16 protein-coding genes are annotated in these 13693 nt (G+C 59.6%); 15 read left to right on the top strand and 1 reads right to left on the bottom strand.

The window, feature by feature from the left end; translation table 11 throughout:
- The 11 genes from FHT97_RS04605 (at position 1) to fliP (ending at position 6801) form a co-directional block, all read left to right on the top strand.
- Complete coding sequence (locus FHT97_RS04605) at positions 1-552, top strand: flagellar protein (RefSeq protein ID WP_183752682.1); 552 nt, start codon at positions 1-3, stop codon at positions 550-552.
- 173 nt (positions 553-725) lie between these two features.
- Entirely contained in the window at positions 726-1118 is a 393-nt protein-coding gene (flgB, locus tag FHT97_RS04600) for a flagellar basal body rod protein FlgB (protein WP_114711419.1), read from the top strand.
- Positions 1119-1122: 4 nt separating this feature from the next.
- Positions 1123-1539: a flagellar basal body rod protein FlgC gene (gene flgC, locus FHT97_RS04595; RefSeq protein ID WP_037114251.1), complete on the top strand. Its 417-nt coding sequence runs from the start codon at positions 1123-1125 to the stop codon at positions 1537-1539.
- Positions 1539-1865, top strand: a complete 327-nt coding sequence (locus FHT97_RS04590) for a flagellar hook-basal body complex protein FliE (RefSeq protein ID WP_183860212.1) — start codon at positions 1539-1541, stop codon at positions 1863-1865. Before flgC ends, FHT97_RS04590 begins: the two co-directional genes overlap by 1 nt.
- Before the next feature lie 19 nt (positions 1866-1884).
- Positions 1885-2673 (top strand): flagellar basal-body rod protein FlgG, encoded by a 789-nt coding sequence (gene flgG, locus FHT97_RS04585; RefSeq protein WP_016552760.1) that lies wholly within the window; start codon positions 1885-1887, stop codon positions 2671-2673.
- Positions 2674-2690: 17 nt separating this feature from the next.
- Positions 2691-3176: a flagellar basal body P-ring formation chaperone FlgA gene (flgA, locus tag FHT97_RS04580; protein ID WP_183860210.1), complete on the top strand. Its 486-nt coding sequence runs from the start codon at positions 2691-2693 to the stop codon at positions 3174-3176.
- Positions 3173-4294 (top strand): flagellar basal body P-ring protein FlgI, encoded by a 1122-nt coding sequence (locus FHT97_RS04575; protein WP_183860208.1) that lies wholly within the window; start codon positions 3173-3175, stop codon positions 4292-4294. The genes flgA and FHT97_RS04575 overlap by 4 nt, the downstream gene beginning before the upstream one ends.
- Positions 4291-4824, top strand: coding sequence for a MotE family protein (locus FHT97_RS04570; RefSeq protein WP_183752674.1), 534 nt, complete (start codon positions 4291-4293; stop codon positions 4822-4824). The genes FHT97_RS04575 and FHT97_RS04570 overlap by 4 nt, the downstream gene beginning before the upstream one ends.
- On the top strand, positions 4821-5537 hold the full coding sequence (flgH, locus tag FHT97_RS04565; protein WP_016552764.1) for a flagellar basal body L-ring protein FlgH: 717 nt from the start codon (positions 4821-4823) through the stop codon (positions 5535-5537). Before FHT97_RS04570 ends, flgH begins: the two co-directional genes overlap by 4 nt.
- An 11-nt stretch (positions 5538-5548) precedes the next feature.
- On the top strand, positions 5549-6067 hold the full coding sequence (locus FHT97_RS04560; protein ID WP_183752672.1) for a flagellar basal body-associated FliL family protein: 519 nt from the start codon (positions 5549-5551) through the stop codon (positions 6065-6067).
- Positions 6064-6801, top strand: coding sequence for a flagellar type III secretion system pore protein FliP (gene fliP, locus FHT97_RS04555; RefSeq protein WP_183752670.1), 738 nt, complete (start codon positions 6064-6066; stop codon positions 6799-6801). The genes FHT97_RS04560 and fliP overlap by 4 nt, the downstream gene beginning before the upstream one ends.
- 91 nt (positions 6802-6892) lie before the next feature.
- Here fliP and FHT97_RS04550 read toward each other — a convergent pair whose 3' ends face one another.
- On the bottom strand, positions 6893-8824 hold the full coding sequence (locus tag FHT97_RS04550; RefSeq protein WP_183860206.1) for a glycosyltransferase family 41 protein: 1932 nt from the start codon (positions 8822-8824) through the stop codon (positions 6893-6895).
- 321 nt (positions 8825-9145) lie between these two features.
- Between FHT97_RS04550 and FHT97_RS04545 the strand changes: the two genes are divergently transcribed.
- The 4 genes from FHT97_RS04545 (at position 9146) to FHT97_RS04530 (ending at position 13591) form a co-directional block, all read left to right on the top strand.
- The gene (locus tag FHT97_RS04545) at positions 9146-10036 is read left to right on the top strand and encodes a flagellin (protein WP_183860204.1); all 891 of its coding nucleotides are present in this window, start codon (positions 9146-9148) and stop codon (positions 10034-10036) included.
- A gap of 282 nt (positions 10037-10318) precedes the next feature.
- Positions 10319-11209: a flagellin gene (locus tag FHT97_RS04540; protein WP_183752664.1), complete on the top strand. Its 891-nt coding sequence runs from the start codon at positions 10319-10321 to the stop codon at positions 11207-11209.
- Between the two features lie 242 nt (positions 11210-11451).
- Positions 11452-12360 carry a flagellin gene (locus FHT97_RS04535; RefSeq protein ID WP_183860202.1) on the top strand — a complete coding sequence of 303 codons (909 nt, stop codon included), beginning with the start codon at positions 11452-11454 and terminating at the stop codon, positions 12358-12360.
- Between the two features lie 265 nt (positions 12361-12625).
- On the top strand, positions 12626-13591 hold the full coding sequence (locus tag FHT97_RS04530; protein WP_183752660.1) for a flagellin: 966 nt from the start codon (positions 12626-12628) through the stop codon (positions 13589-13591).
- Positions 13592-13693 lie beyond the last annotated feature (102 nt).

Below are 13693 nucleotides of genomic sequence, written 5' to 3'. Positions count from 1 at the left end.
GTGACCGATTTCGATGACGATGAGAAGATCGCGCCGTTGAAGCCCTTGCGGCGCAAGACCGTGTTCCTCGACCGCGCCTTGACCATTGCCGGCCTCGCATTGGCCGGAGCGTCGGCTTTTTTCCCGTGGTACGTCTTCTTCAACGAGGACAAGTTCGGCATCAACGTCGCGCAGGGCGACCGGACGCGCGATCTTCCGGACTGGCCGGCGCGAAACGTCTTCAGCGTCTCGCCGCTGGCGATGGCCAACAAGAACCAATACGAGAAGAAGCCCGAAATTCCGGTCGATCCGCTGACGACCGCGACGGTCTCCAACATCGGCAAGGAGGATGACAAGGGTCCGCCGGCCGAAGATCAGCCGTTTCCCAGCAAATCCGGTTTTCGACTTCTCCACGTGGCAAACGGCCGCGCGCTGATCGAAGACCCGTCCGGCATGTACGTCGTGCGTGTCGGCTCCATTCTGCCGGACGAGAGCCGGCTGGCGACATTGGAGGAGCGTGATGGCAAATGGGTCATCATCACCTCCAAAGGCGATGTCTATCAGCATAATTGAGCACCGCCCACGAGGCAGCGAATCAACGGAAGGCTCAGCCGGATATGGTTGGAGCCTTCTTCGCGTTGTGGAGGCTGTGGCCAAAAAGCTCCGGGATTGCCGGACCGCATCCCCCGTAAGTCTGACGCAAGATTACCGCCCTAGGTTCGCATCAGTAAAAACGGAGAGTTCCCATGCAACCGATTCAACTTTTCGACTTGGCCTCGCGGCAGGCCGAATGGCTGACGATCCGTCAGGAGGTTGTTGCCGGCAACATCGCGAACGCGAACACGCCGAAATATCGCGCCAAGGACATCACGCCCTTCCAGGCCGCCCTCGACAAGTCGGACGTTACCATGGCGCGCACCAATGCGGCGCACTTGACCGGCAATGACCTGGGCACGAAGAGCGACATCGATGTGAAGGATGCAGCTCTCGATCAGGAGATCGGCGTCCAGGAGTCGGGCAATACTGTCGGTCTAGCCGAGGAACTTTCCAAGTCCGGTGAAATCAAGCGGCAATACGATCTGAACACCTCGCTGGTGAGCTCGTTCAATCGGATGATGCTGATGACGGTGAAGGGCTAAGATCATGGATCCTTTGTCGGCAGCACTCAAAATCGCAGGATCGGGACTCGAGGCGCAATCGACGCGCCTGCGCATCGTATCCGAAAACATCGCCAACGCCCGCTCGACGGGTGATACGCCCGGCGCCGATCCCTACCGCCGCAAGACGGTAACCTTCGGCGAAGCCGTCGACCGCGCAAACGGCGTCACCACGGTCAACGTCAAGAAGCTCGGGGAGGATGAATCGAAGTTCATCACCGAATACGACCCGAGCAATCCTGCGGCGGACGAGAAGGGCGTCGTCAAGCTCCCCAACGTCAACATGCTGGTCGAAATGGCCGACATGCGGGAAGCCAACCGCTCCTACGACGCCAACCTGCAGACCATCAAGCAATCCCGCGACCTGATCTCGGCAACGATCGATCTACTGAAGAGCCAATAATGATCAACAACGTCAATAGCGTCAGCTCCCTCTCCATGACCCGCGGCCTCGCCGCTATCGAACAGGACAGCTCGACGGCTTCGTCGGCAGCAGAAAGCGCAGCAAACGACGGGGGCTTCGGTGCTGCTCTCAGCAATGTTGCGACTGGCGCCGTGAACACCCTGAAGAATGCGGAAGGCATGTCTTTCGCCGGCATCAAGGGCACGGCCACGACGCGCGAAGTCGTCGATGCCGTCATGCAGGCGCAGCAGACGCTGCAGACCGCAATCGCCATTCGCGACAAGGTCGTTTCTGCCTTTCTCGACGTCACCCGGATGCAGATGTAATTGATTTAAGGACGAAGCCATGAGAGCGCTTGCCATTGCTGCAACGGGTATGGATGCCCAGCAGACCAATCTCGAAGTCATCGCCAACAATATCGCGAACATCAACACGACCGGCTACAAGCGGGCCCGCGCTGAATTTACCGACCTGCTGTATCAGACCGAGCGCGCCAAGGGCGTTTCCAACCGCGCGAACCAGGCGATCGTGCCGGAAGGTGCGAATATCGGTCTCGGCGTCCAGACGTCTGCTGTCCGCAACCTGCACATCCAGGGCGAACTCTCGCAGACCGGCAACGATCTCGACGTGGCGATGATCGGTCGCGGCTTCTTCCAGATCCAGGCGCCGGACGGCACGACGCTCTACACCCGCGCCGGCGCATTCAACAAGAACGAGACGGGCCAGATCGTCACGGTCGACGGCTATCTCGTGGCACCGAACATCACCATTCCGCAGGGCTCGACGCAGGTCACGATCAGCCGCTCGGGCGAAGTCTCGGCGAAGCTGCCGGGCAATACCGATCCGACCGTGCTCGGCCAGCTGCAGATCGCCGACTTTGTCAATGAAGCCGGCCTTCAGCCGCTCGGCGACAACCTCTTCCAGCAGACGCCGGCCTCCGGCGATCCCGTCGTCGGCACGCCCGACGAAGAGGGCTTCGGCTACATGAAGCAGGGCTACCTGGAGTCCTCGAACGTCGATCCGGTGAAGGAAATCACCGAGCTGATATCGGCACAGCGCGCCTATGAAATGAACTCCAAGGTCATCACCACCGCCGACGAAATGGCCTCCATCGTCAGCAAAAACCTGAAGTAATCGGGAAGGGCCGAAACATGATGTTTTGCCGGGTCAAAGGTATCCTCGGATGGGCGGCAGCCGCCGCCATTGCGATGGCCGCATTTGCCGCAGCGCAGGCAGCTGTTGCTGCCGGCATGGGCTTTGCGGTCGTTCCGACGACGACGATCTACCCCGGCGAAACCGTGTCCGGCGCCCAGCTCCAGGAAGTGGAAGTAACCAACCCGAACCTGGCCGGCGACTACGCAAAGTCGATCCGCCAGGTGGAGGGAATGATCTCGAAGCGCACGCTCCTGCCGGGACGCACCATCTCGGTCTCGGCGCTGCGCGAGCCCTTTACCGTGACACGCGGCTCGTCGATCCGGCTGATCTTCACGCTTGGCCCGATGACGATCTCGGCCGCCGGCTCGCCGCTTGAAGACGGCATGACCGGCCAGCTCATCCGCGTTCGCAACATGGATTCCGGCGTGATTGTCAGCGGCACCGTGCTCGCCGACGGCACCATACACGTGGCCGCAAAATGAAGAAGTTTTTCCGCCTTTTCGTCGCTCTCGCGTTTTTGTCTCCGAACGTCGTCGCTGTCGCGCCCGCCGCGGCGATGAATTCGCGCATCAAGGACATCGCATCCTTGCAGGCAGGACGTGACAACCAGCTGATCGGCTATGGCCTGATCGTCGGCCTTCAAGGCACTGGCGACGGCTTCCGCGCCTCGCCCTTTACCGAGCAGTCGATGCGCGCGATGCTGCAGAACCTTGGCATCTCTACGCAGAACAGCCAGTCCAACGCGAAGAATACCGCGGCCGTGATGGTCACCGCCAACCTGCCACCTTTTGCCAGCCCCGGCAGCCGCATCGACGTGAACGTCAGTTCGCTTGGTGATGCGACCTCGCTGCGCGGCGGTACGCTTATCATGACCTCGCTCTCGGGCGCGGACGGCCAGATCTACGCGGTCGCCCAGGGCTCCGTCGTTGTCTCGGGCTTTAACGCCCAAGGCCAGGCGGCAACGGTCACCGAGGGTGTCACGACCGCTGGTCGCGTGCCGGGCGGTGCCATCATCGAGCGTGAGCTGCCTTCGCGCTTCAAGGATTCCGTCAATCTCGTTCTGCAGCTGCGCAACCCCGATTTCTCGACGGCCATCCGCATCGCCGATGTCGTCAACGGCTATGCGTCCGCGCGTTTCGGTGGTCCGGTAGCCGAGGCCAAGGATGCGCAGGAGGTCATCGTCCAGAAGCCGAGAACGGCGGATCTGACGCGCCTGATGGCCGATCTGGAGAATCTCGTCGTCGAAACGGACACCCCGGCCAAGGTCGTGGTGAACGAACGGACAGGAACGATCGTTATCGGCGCGGACGTGCGCGTGTCGCCGGTCGCCGTCAGCTATGGTACTCTGACCGTCCAGGTGACCGAGACGCCGCAGATCATTCAGCCCGAGCCGTTCTCGCGTGGCGTGACCGCGGTGCAGCCGCAGACCGATATCGCGGCGCAGAAAACGGGCGGCAAGGTGGCGCTGCTGGATGGGCCTGACCTCAGGACACTGGTGGCCGGCCTCAACAATATTGGCGTCAAGCCGGATGGCATCATCGCCATCCTCCAGGGCATCAAGTCAGCCGGCGCGCTGCAAGCGGAGCTCGTTCTGCAATGATGAAGACCATGGCTTTGTCAGATTTGCTTCAGCGTCTTGCCTTGCCGGCCATGGCCGTCGTGGCGCTGTCCATTCCCGGCGCCTTCGCACAGGAGCAGCCGGCGCCGAAGGGCGAAATGACCTCGCAGGAGGAGATCAAGCAGTTCTGCACGAACATTGCCGATCCCGCCCGCGACCAACGCTACCTGCTTCAGAAGCAGGAGCTCGAGAAGCTTCGTGCCGACGTCGATTCGCGCATCGCCGAGATGAACAAGCGCAAAGAGGAATATCAGGACTGGCTGAAGCGCCGTGATGTCTTCCTCAAGCAGGCCGAAGCGGGCCTCACCGATATCTACAAGAAAATGAAGCCGGACGCAGCCGCATCACAGCTGCAAGAGGTCAAGATCGAAGTCGCAGCGGCGGTCATCATGCGGCTGAACCCGACCCAGTCGAGCCTGATCCTCAACGAGATGGATCCGCAGAAGGCTGCGGTCATCGCCAACATCATCGCCAGCGCGTCCGATCCAAATACGTCGAAGGACCCCTCATGAACAAGCGTTTCCCGGCCGCGATTGCCGCTGTAGCCCTCCTTGCAGGCTGCGCATCGCCGCAGGCCGTCAACGAGATCGGTCGCGCCCCGGCCATGAGCCCGATCGGCAGCGGTCTCGCCTACGGCCAGACCCCACAGATGGCGCTTTATCCGAAGCAGCCGCGCCAGGTGGCGCAAGGCTATTCGCTCTGGAGCGACTCGCAGGCCGCCCTTTTCAAGGATGCCCGCGCTCTCAACGTCGGCGATATCCTGACCGTCGATATCAAGATCAACGATAAGGCGAAGTTCGAGAACGACACCAGCCGCAGCCGAACCAATTCGAGCGCCATGAACTGGGACGTCAACGCCAACGTCATGGGCTGGAATCCGTCGTCGAAGACCGACCTGACCTACGGCTCCGACACGAGCACCGACGGCAAGGGTAAGATCGACCGCTCCGAAACGCTGAAGCTGCTGGTCGCCGCGGTGGTCACCGGCATTCTCGAGAACGGCAACCTTGTGATCAGTGGCTCTCAGGAAGTTCGCGTCAACCAGGAGATCCGCATTCTCAACGTCGCCGGTATCGTCCGTCCGCAGGACGTCGACGCCGACAACCTGATTTCCTACGAGAAGATTGCTGAGGCCCGCATCTCCTACGGCGGTCGCGGCCGCCTGATGGAAGTGCAGCAGCCGCCGCGCGGCCAGCAGGCCGTCGATCTCTTCTCGCCGCTCTGAGGCAGAACATCATGGCAGAGACAGAAGCCGCCGAAGGCCAGCCGAAGAAGAAATCGGCCGCAATCATGACCATCGCCGGGCTTGCGATCCTGACGCTGCTTGGCGCCGGCGGCGGCTGGGTGGTTGGTGCCATGGTCGCGCCCAACATCAAGGGTGCCGAGCAGGCGGAGCAAGCAAAGGCGGCCAAGGACGAGGCCGCGCAAAAGAAGGAAGGCGAGGCGGGACTGCCTCACATTTCCACGGAAGCCAACAACGTCGTTCAGCTTGAGCCGATCACGTCGAACCTCGCCTATCCCTCGGAGAACTGGGTTCGTCTGGAAGTCGCACTGCTGTTTTCCGGCCCGCCCGACGTGAAACTCGCGGAGGATATCCATCAAGATATTCTCGCCTATGTCCGTACGGTTTCGCTGCAGCAGATCGAAGGGCCGCGAGGCTTCGAATATCTTAAGGATGACATCCAGGAGCGTGTTGACCTTCGCGCGCAAGGCCGCGTATCGAAGGTCATGTTCAGGACCTTCGTCGTCGAATGATTCGATTCCTATTGCTGTTCGCTGCCATGATGGCGGCACCGGAGCTGGCGCATGCGCAGCAGCTCCCGACAAACCTGTTGAACTTGCCGGTCGACGGTTCGGTCGCGGCATGGATCATCAGAACATTCGGCCTGCTGACCGTCCTTTCGGTCGCGCCGGGCATTCTGATCATGGTGACGAGCTTCCCGCGCTTCGTCATCGCCTTCTCGATCCTGCGATCGGGAATGGGCCTGTCCTCCACTCCTTCGAATATGATCTTGCTGTCGCTTGCGCTGTTCATGACTTTCTATGTCATGCAGCCGACCTTCGACCAGGCATGGCAGACGGGCGTTCAACCGCTCCTGTCGAACCAGATCGACGAGCAGCAGGCCATCACGCGCATTGCGGAGCCCTTCCGCACCTTCATGACAAGCAACACGCGCGACAAGGATCTGGCGCTTTTCGTCGATTTGGCGCGGGAGCGCGGCCAGAGCGTCGAGACCGGTGAGAAGATCGACTACCGCGTCCTCATTCCTGCCTTCATGATCTCAGAGATCCGGCGCGGTTTCGAGATCGGCTTTCTGGTTGTTCTCCCATTCCTCGTCATCGACCTGATCGTTGCCACCATCACCATGGCGATGGGCATGATGATGCTGCCGCCGACATCGATTTCGCTGCCGTTCAAGATCCTCTTCTTCGTGCTGATCGACGGCTGGAATCTCCTGGTCGGAAGCCTGGTCCGCTCCTTCCACTAGAGTAGGTTCACGGCGCAACAGGCGGTCCAAATACCACGAAACAGTAAACCCGCCGCAGAGACGCGGCGGGTTTTCTGTTTGTCGGGTTGGCTCACACGGTCGTGATGAAAGGCGTTGTCCGCGGCGGCAGCGCCGGGACGTCGAGATGATCCGGCTCCAGGCCACGCTTGGCGCGGTCGATCATCATTTCGTAAGCCGTCTCGAGATGCTGCCGGAAGCGATCCGCATCAAAGAGCGGCATGATGCCGGCGTTTTGCTTAAGGCGCGCCTTGTAGGCGACGACGCGTTGCGCGTCGAGCGCCATCTCCACAGCCATCTCCTCATAGGCCTGCGTATCGGCGGCCACGAGTTCCGGCAAGCCGATGGCATTCAGCAAGCTCTCGCTGACGCGCGACGCAAAGTTGGTACCCTTGACGGTGAGGACCGGCAAACCGCCCCAGAGCTGCTCCGACGTTGTCGTGTGGCCGTTGACCGGGAAGGTGTCGAGGCCGAGATCGGCGCATTGCTGTCGGTCGATGTGCTTTTGATAGGTGACGCGTGGGCAGAAGATGATGCGGTCCGAAGTGATTCCGCGCTTGTTCGCATAGTTCCGGATATTCGTTTCGGCGCGCACTGACGACAGCATCAGCCAGAGGACGCTGTTCGGCGCCCGCCGGAGGATGTTGCACCAGATATCGAGTGTCTCAGCCGTGATCTTGCGGTTGCCGTTGAATGACGCGAACACGAATGCATCGTCCGGCAATCCGACCGCCGCCCGCGTGGTGGGGGTCGGCTTTGGGCGGTTCGTCGGATCGTTCGGCTGGTAGCTCTCAGGCATCCGAACAAATTTCTCGTGATAGTGAGGCTTGGCGCGATCGGGGAGAACAAAGTGATCGCCGACGATGTAATCGAGGTCAATGTTGACAGTGCTGCCGGGAAAGCCCAGCCAGGAGACATGGATCGGGGCGACGCTCTGGTTGAGGATATCCGGCCGTCCGTCAGTGGTATGCCCCTTCAGATCAACCAGAATGTCGATTTCCAGCTCTCGGATTTTCTCGGCGACCTCCGCGTTGGTCAGATCACGGATCAGGCAGACATTGCCCCAGGCGGATCGGTCGGCCTTGTTCGCCGCCAGATACGCTTCTCCGGAGTGGCAGAAGAGGGTAATTTCAAAGCGGTTGCGGTCATGCAGCTCGAGCACGCGCTGGAGAAGCTTCATCGTCGCATGGTCGCTCCAGAAGTCTGACGAGAGATAGCCGATCCGGATTTTCTCTCCCCACTTGTGAGGCAACGACCGCCGCTTTGCCGCGAGTTCCGGCAGTGAAAGGAGGGGGTTGAGCGAGACGATGCCGTTCAGCGCCTCGTCTCCGCACCAATGCAGATTGTAGAAGGGATTGTCCTTCCGCAGAAACTCGAGATCGCGCTTCGCGATCATGTCGGCGATCGGACCAAAGAGGCTGGCGACGCGGCCGTAGTCGCAGGTCTCCCGCGCAAAGACGAGATTGAGCAGGCGGAGCGCCGGCATTTCCGGAAATCGCTTGAAGAGGTTCGCTACGAGGGCCTCGTTCGTCGGATCCAGAATGTGGTCGGTCAACGCGTGAACCGCGAGCGCGATGTGTTCCGGATTGGAGCTTTCCGAGATGACACGCCTGAAAGGGCTGATGAGATCAAGCCGTCCCTGCTTGATGTAGATTGAGACGAGGACAAAGGCGAGATCGGCGTCGTTTTGCGCCAACTTCATCACGCGCAAGGCATGCGCCAGCGCTTCCTGTTCGTCGCCGCTCTGGAAATACAGGATTGCTGCTTCGCGTGTGTAGATCGACTCCGCCTGACCATCGAGCTTCCCGGCGAGCGAATAGGCGGCGGCGGCTTCGGCCTTGAAGCCAAGCTTTATAAGGTTTTTGGCCAGAAGCACGTAGGTCTTGACGTCCTTCTGCGTGTCGACGAGTTGGTTCAGCACCTCAAGCGACTTGAGATAGAGGCCCTTCTGGTAATCCTTGGAGGCCGCTGCGAATGAAATGCTACTGTTCAAGACCCACTCCATGCCGGGATTTCGTCGACGCACCGGACCACGAGCATATGGGCACGGTCCTAGCTGTCTCATTCTAAGCATTTGAAGCTTGCATGAAGCCGGTGTTGCAGCGGGGCGAGGCGATCTCTTCAGTCATCGTTAACCACTGCAGGCGTCGGCGGCGGTTTCCTAATGATCTTAACTGCTTGGCAATCAATGGCTGCGAAATTCAGATGGACATGACGGGTTTGGTTGCAAACAAAACGGCACCGAGTGGCATGAAGCTGGTCCGTCATCGCCGGTATAGAAGTCCGGTATGTCCTCCTTTTGTATTTTGTTTTTGGGGACAGACTTATGACAAGCATTAACACCAACAATTCTGCAATGGCGGCACTCCAGACGCTGCGCAACGTCAACAAGGGCTTGAACGAGACGCAGGCGGCCGTTTCGTCTGGCCTGCGCGTCGGCAAGGCTTCCGACAACGCTGCTTACTGGTCGATCGCCACCACGATGAAGTCGGACAACAAGGCCCTTTCGGCCGTTTCCGACGCCCTCGGCATGGGTGCTGCAAAGATCGACACGGCTTACACCGCTGTCGACAGCGCCATCGATATCGTTGGCGAAATCAAGGCCAAGCTCGTTGCCGCAACCGAAAAGGGCGTCGACAAGGCGAAGGTTCAGGACGAAATCTCCCAGTTGCAGGCGCAGCTCTACAGCGTTGCTCAGTCTGCTTCGTTCAACGGTGAAAACTGGGTCAACAACTCGGGCGGTACCGTCAGCGTTGTTTCCTCCTTCGTCCGCGGCACCAACGGCACGGTCAGCATCAAGACCACCGACTACGCTCTCAGCGCCACGAACACCCTGTTCAACAGCGCGACGGGCGGTATTCTCGGCTCGACCGGCACGAACTACACCGCCGGCTCGATCTACTCCTTCACGATCAGCTCGACGACGACCCAGGGCCAGATCGACAGCCTGCTCAGCGACGTTGAAAGCGCTCTGAAGTCGATGACCACGCTTGGCTCGCAGCTCGGTTCGCTGCAGAAGCGCGTCGACATCCAGTCCGACTTCGTTTCCTCGCTCAGCGACTCGATCGACTCCGGTATCGGCCGCCTGGTTGACGCCGACATGGAAGAAGAGTCCTCCAAGCTCAGCGCCCTGCAGACCCAGCAGCAGCTGGCGATCCAGTCGCTGTCGATCGCGAACTCCTCTTCGCAGAACATTCTCTCGCTGTTCCGCGGCTGATAACAGCCTCGCGCAGTATCAGAGAAAAGATTTACGGCCGGGGCTTGCCCCGGCCGTAAATGTTTTAATTTCCGGTTAATGCGGTGCCGCTAAGCGTTGGATTTTTTTAACTATTTTTAATTTTTCGGTTCAGAGTTTCTTAACCATGATGGGGTTTTATGTGCCTATCGAAACGGCGAGTTGACTGCGCACAGTGAGCGGTCAACAGGCATGAGGCTGACCGTCGTTCCCGGTAGTCCGGAATGTCCCTTCCTATCAATTATGCCAAAGGGGCAAATTAAAATGACCAGCATTCTGACCAACAATTCCGCAATGGCCGCTCTCCAGACGCTGCGTGATGTCAACAGCGGCCTGTCGAAGACGCAGGGCGCCGTTTCGTCTGGCCTGCGCGTCGGCAAGGCTTCCGACAACGCTGCTTACTGGTCGATCGCCACCACGATGAAGTCGGACAACAAGGCCCTTTCGGCTGTTTCCGACGCCCTCGGCATGGGTGCTGCAAAGATCGACACGGCTTACACCGCTGTTGACAGCGCCATCGACCTCGTCGGCGAAATCAAGGCCAAGCTCGTTGCCGCGACCGAAAAGGGCGTCGACAAGCTGAAGCTGCAGGACGAAATCACCCAGCTGCAGGCACAGCTCTACAGCGTTGCCCAGTCTGCTTCGTTCAACGGCGAAAACTGGGTCAACAACTCGGGCGGCACCGTCAGCGTTGTTTCCTCCTTCGTCCGCGGCACCAACGGCACGGTCAGCGTCAAGACCACCGACTACGTCCTCAACGCCACGAACACCCTGTTCAACAGCGCGACGGGCGGCATTCTCGGCTCGACCGGCACGAACTACACCGCCGGCTCGATCTACTCCTTCACGATCAGTGCAACGACGACCCAGGGCCAGATCGACAGCCTGCTCAGCGACGTCGAACTCTCTCTGAAGGCGATGACGACGCTCGGCTCGCAGCTCGGTTCGCTGCAGAAGCGCGTCGACATCCAGACCGACTTCGTCTCCTCGCTCAGCGACTCGATCGACTCCGGTATCGGCCGCCTGGTTGACGCCGACATGGAAGAAGAGTCCTCCAAGCTCAGCGCCCTGCAGACCCAGCAGCAGCTGGCTGTACAGTCGCTGTCGATCGCGAACTCCTCTTCGCAGAACATCCTCTCGCTGTTCCGCAACTAACACTAGGAGCGCCTCCGGGCGTTTCGGCAGACAGATCGCCAATCGAAAGCCGCGCTTCCCAAGCGCGGCTTTTTTAATGCTTGTTAACTTCGCGTTAACCAAACTCATGTTTTCTGCCGTCAACGAAACGGTATGTTAACCAACCTTAAGAAGCGGTTAGCGGGCATGAAGCTGATTGCCGTTCCCCGGTGGCGGACCGGAATGTCCCTTTTCAATATTTGCCAATAAGGGGCGATAATTTCATGACCAGCATTTTGACGAACGTCGCGGCAATGTCCGCCCTCCAGACCCTGCGTAGCATCAATGGCAGCCTGGAAGAGACACAGAGCCGTGTTTCGTCCGGCTACCGCGTCGCCGAAGCCAAGGACAACGCTGCCTATTGGTCGATTGCAACGACGATGCGCTCTGACAACAAGGCGCTTTCGGCCGTTTCCGACGCGCTTGGCCTTGGTGCGGCAAAGGTGGACACCGCCTATTCGGCGATGGACAGCTCTATCGACGTCGTTAGCGAGATCAAGGCGAAGATTGTTGCGGCGACTGAAAAGGGTGTCGACAAGAACAAGATCCAGGATGAAATTGCGCAGCTCCAGCAGCAGCTCTTGAGCATTGCCCAGTCTGCTTCCTTCTCGGGAGAGAACTGGGTTGCAGGCAACACGACGAAGAGCGTCGTTTCGTCTTTCGTCCGTAACGCCAATGGCCAGGTTTCCGTCCAGACAACCCAGTATGTGCTCGATGACAGCACCAGCGGTAATGTCCTCTTTGGCATGACCACTACGGGTGCCATCAGCACCACCAGCGGCATCATCGGGACGTCCTCGGGCAGCGTCGGTTCTATTTACAGCATGAACATCAGCAGCTTCAGCCCGAGCGACATCGACCTTGCCCTGACGACTGTCGAAGCCGGCCTCAGCGCAATGACGAAAGCCGCCTCCCAGCTCGGCTCGATCTCGACCCGCATCGACCTGCAGGAAAGCTTCGTTTCCGACCTCAGCGACTCGATCGACTCGGGCGTTGGACGCCTCGTCGACGCGGATATGGAAGAGGAATCGAGCAAGCTAACGGCCCTGCAGACGCAGCAACAACTGGCGATCCAATCGCTGTCGATCGCGAACTCCAGCGCGCAGAACGTTCTGACGCTGTTCAAGAACTAAGCCGTCCAGCAGTATCATAAAGAGATAGGAAAGCCGCGTCGTCGATGCGGCTTTCTCTTTGTTTTTGAAGCAATAATCAAGATTGCGCGAGGCTTGCGACACTGAAGCCGCTGCACTTGCGCCCGTGGAAGGCCTTGGTTAACTTCGTTTAACAGTTGATTTGTTTTTGCGACAAACCGGACCTGGGAAGCCAGCCGGGGGCATGACGCCAGGTCAGTCGCTGCCGGTCGCCGGCCTGTCCCGTTTCCCTACTCAGAGCCAGAAAATGACATACAAAATTACCAGCTCGGCCCAGGTAAACGCCCTCGCGGCGCTGCGCATCATTAACAAGGACGTCGCAACGACACAGCAGCAGGTCTCATCGGGCTATCGCGTCGAAACGGCTGCCGACGATGCGACCTACTGGTCTTTTGCAAGCGTCATGCGCTCGGACAGCAGCTCGCTGCAGAATGTTCACGACGCGCTCGGCGTCGGCGCATCGAAGGTCGATACCGCCTATACGTCGATGGAAAGCCTCATCGACCAGTTGGGCGAGATCCGCAAGACCTTGGTGACAGCGCAGGAGGCCGGCGTCGACAAGACGAAGCTCAATACGACGCTGACCGAGTTGAAGGGACAGTTGCAGACGACTGTCCAGACGACGAATTTTGCCGGTGAGAACTGGCTGCTCAACCGCGATACGAACCTGCCGATCTCGCGCTCGGTGATCGGCGGTTTCGTGCGTGGCACGAGCGGTGAATATCAGGCGCAGACCATTGATTTTCCGGCCGACCAGACCGTCATGATCGATATGACTGACGCCAATCGCGGTCTTCTCACGAAGACGGTCGACGCGAACACGTTGAATTCCGATGGCACGACGACTGCGCGCAACTACTACCTTCTGGATGCGGGCTCGACGACGCCCGCGAGCGGAACCGAAATAGCGCTCGACGCCAACACGACGCCGGCGCAATTGAAGGACATGATGGCGGTTGTCGATTCCATCCTGTCGAAACTGACAACGACCGCGGCCGGCCTCGGCACGATGAGTGCCCGTATCAGTGATCGTGTTTCCTATACCGCCGACATGTCCGATTTGATCGACAAGGGCGTTGGCGCGCTGGTCGACACCGATATGGATGAAGCCTCGACCCTTCAGAAGGCGCTCCAGACGCAACAACAAATGGGCGTTCAGGCAATCTCGATCCTGAACACAGCCGCCAGCAAGGTGCTGATCCTGTTGCAATAGTGGCCGGAGCTGTTGAGCTTGTCCGGCTCCACCCTTCATCCTCGCGCAAGTTTGACACCCTAGTTTCGATACAAAGGCGCAGTGCGAAAACCGTGCCGGATG

This window comes from Rhizobium sp. BK399 (genome assembly GCF_014194695.1).
Classification (GTDB): domain Bacteria; phylum Pseudomonadota; class Alphaproteobacteria; order Rhizobiales; family Rhizobiaceae; genus Rhizobium.
The sequence above is the reverse complement of the archived record's forward strand: the minus strand, read 5'-3'. Positions and strand labels throughout refer to the sequence as shown.

What these genes read in the sequence shown, in the direction of transcription:
- flgB (WP_114711419.1), top strand. Translation starts at nt 726, where the DNA reads ATGCAACCGATTCAACTTTTCGACTTGGCCTCGCGGCAGGCCGAATGG.
- fliP (WP_183752670.1), top strand. Translation starts at nt 6,064, where the DNA reads ATGATTCGATTCCTATTGCTGTTCGCTGCCATGATGGCGGCACCGGAG.
- FHT97_RS04550 (WP_183860206.1), bottom strand. Translation starts at nt 8,824, where the DNA reads ATGGAGTGGGTCTTGAACAGTAGCATTTCATTCGCAGCGGCCTCCAAG.
- flgC (WP_037114251.1), top strand. Translation starts at nt 1,123, where the DNA reads ATGGATCCTTTGTCGGCAGCACTCAAAATCGCAGGATCGGGACTCGAG.
- FHT97_RS04560 (WP_183752672.1), top strand. Translation starts at nt 5,549, where the DNA reads ATGGCAGAGACAGAAGCCGCCGAAGGCCAGCCGAAGAAGAAATCGGCC.
- FHT97_RS04540 (WP_183752664.1), top strand. Translation starts at nt 10,319, where the DNA reads ATGACCAGCATTCTGACCAACAATTCCGCAATGGCCGCTCTCCAGACG.
- FHT97_RS04530 (WP_183752660.1), top strand. Translation starts at nt 12,626, where the DNA reads ATGACATACAAAATTACCAGCTCGGCCCAGGTAAACGCCCTCGCGGCG.
- FHT97_RS04545 (WP_183860204.1), top strand. Translation starts at nt 9,146, where the DNA reads ATGACAAGCATTAACACCAACAATTCTGCAATGGCGGCACTCCAGACG.
- flgH (WP_016552764.1), top strand. Translation starts at nt 4,821, where the DNA reads ATGAACAAGCGTTTCCCGGCCGCGATTGCCGCTGTAGCCCTCCTTGCA.
- FHT97_RS04535 (WP_183860202.1), top strand. Translation starts at nt 11,452, where the DNA reads ATGACCAGCATTTTGACGAACGTCGCGGCAATGTCCGCCCTCCAGACC.
- flgA (WP_183860210.1), top strand. Translation starts at nt 2,691, where the DNA reads ATGATGTTTTGCCGGGTCAAAGGTATCCTCGGATGGGCGGCAGCCGCC.
- flgG (WP_016552760.1), top strand. Translation starts at nt 1,885, where the DNA reads ATGAGAGCGCTTGCCATTGCTGCAACGGGTATGGATGCCCAGCAGACC.
- FHT97_RS04570 (WP_183752674.1), top strand. Translation starts at nt 4,291, where the DNA reads ATGATGAAGACCATGGCTTTGTCAGATTTGCTTCAGCGTCTTGCCTTG.
- FHT97_RS04575 (WP_183860208.1), top strand. Translation starts at nt 3,173, where the DNA reads ATGAAGAAGTTTTTCCGCCTTTTCGTCGCTCTCGCGTTTTTGTCTCCG.
- FHT97_RS04590 (WP_183860212.1), top strand. Translation starts at nt 1,539, where the DNA reads ATGATCAACAACGTCAATAGCGTCAGCTCCCTCTCCATGACCCGCGGC.